General features: G+C 64.5%; 2 protein-coding genes. Both read left to right on the top strand.

What is annotated here, in order from left to right; translation table 11 throughout:
- Positions 1-985 (top strand): NAD(P)-dependent oxidoreductase (locus EN742_RS33975; RefSeq protein WP_281035036.1); only part of this gene is annotated, 985 nt, incomplete at its 5' end.
- 268 nt (positions 986-1253) lie between these two features.
- The coding region (locus EN742_RS33970; protein WP_189375718.1) for an adenylosuccinate synthetase at positions 1254-1772 on the top strand (519 nt) is incomplete at its 3' end.

Here is a 1772-nt window from a genome sequence, read left to right as displayed (position 1 = left end):
GTGCCGCGACCAGATCGGCCTCGACGATCAGCCCGCCGCGATCGCCAAGATGAAGACAGGCGTACGCATCATCAACTGCGCGCGCGGCGGGCTGATCGTCGAGGCCGATCTGGTCGCGGCACTGAAGAGCGGCAAGGTGGCGGGCGCCGGCATCGACGTGTTCGAGGTCGAACCGGCGGAGAACAACGAACTGTTCGGGATGGAGAATGTCGTGGCGACGCCGCATCTCGGCGCCTCCACCGCCGAGGCACAGGAGAATGTGGCGCTGCAGGTGGCAGAGCAGATGTCCGACTACCTGCTCAAGGGCGCCGTCTCCAACGCCATCAACATGCCCTCGATCACCGCCGAGGAGGCGCCGCGGCTGAAGCCCTTCGTCAAGCTCGCCGAAGTGCTCGGCGCCTTCGTCGGCCAGGTCACCGAGGATCCGATCAAGGAGGTCGAGATCCTGTTCGACGGCTCGACCGCGACCATGAACACGCGTGCCCTGATCAGCGCGACCCTTGCCGGTCTGATCCGGCCGCAGGTCTCCGACGTCAACATGGTGTCGGCGCCGATCATGGTGAAGGAACGCGGCATCATCGTCGCCGAGGTCAAGCGCGACAAGTCTGGCGTGTTCGACGGCTACATCAAGCTGACGGTCACCACCGAGCACAGGACGCGCTCGATCGCCGGCACCTGCTTTTCGGACGGCAAGCCGCGCTTCATCCAGATCAAAGGCATCAATCTCGACGCCGAAGTCGGCCAGCACATGCTTTATACGACCAACGCCGACGCGCCCGGCATCATCGGCCTGCTCGGCACCGTCTGCGGCGAGAACGGCGTCAACATCGCCAACTTCCAGCTCGGCCGCAACCGGCCGGGTGGCGATGCCATCGCGCTGCTCTATCTCGACGCGCCGTTCCCCGAAAATGTGCTCGATCAGCTGCGGGCGCACAAGTCGATCGACTCGGCCAAGCCGCTGCACTTCGACGTCGGCGTAGCCTGAAGCCCGTCCTGCCGATTTGCATGACAGCGCCGCGCGTGCGATAGCCGCGCGGCGCTGTCATTCGTGCCAGGCGTCGGCGCCGGAAAGTGCCTGGGAGGAATGCCGGCGTAATCGCGCCCTGCTCGCCTCGGCAAATCGCGCGAAAGGCGAAAAATGTTATGCCCCGGGCGGCGTTCGGCGGCAAAGAATGGTCGCGTCGGTCCGCTCTTGACGCTATAGAGGCCTGTCGTTTTCAAGCCGCCAGTCGGCATTTCAAGGGAAAAGCAACATGGCCAATGTGGTGGTCGTCGGCTCGCAGTGGGGCGACGAAGGCAAGGGCAAGATCGTCGACTGGCTGTCGGAGCGGGCCGATGTCGTCGTGCGCTTCCAGGGCGGCCACAATGCCGGCCACACGCTGGTCGTCGACGGCAAGGTCTACAAGCTGTCGCTTCTGCCTTCCGGCGTCGTGCGGCAAGGCAAGCTGTCGATCATCGGCAATGGCGTGGTCTTCGACCCGCACGCCTTCGTCGCCGAAGTGGCGAAACTGAAGGCGCAAGGCGTCGAGGTGACGCCGGATCGCCTGAAAATAGCCGAAAACACCGCGCTTATCCTGTCGCTGCACCGCGAATTGGACGGATTCCGTGAGGACGCCGCCTCCAATTCCGGGACAAAGATTGGCACGACCCGCCGCGGCATCGGCCCCGCTTACGAGGACAAGGTGGGACGGCGCGCGGTCAGGGTGATGGATCTGGCGGATTTGGAAACGCTTCCCCTGAAGGTCGACAGGCTGCTGACGCACCACAATGCG

Origin of the sequence: Mesorhizobium sp. M4A.F.Ca.ET.020.02.1.1 (assembly GCF_004022645.1) — a bacterium.
Lineage (GTDB): Bacteria > Pseudomonadota > Alphaproteobacteria > Rhizobiales > Rhizobiaceae > Mesorhizobium.
Note: the sequence above shows the minus strand (reverse complement) of the source record. Positions and strands in the feature narration are given on the sequence as shown.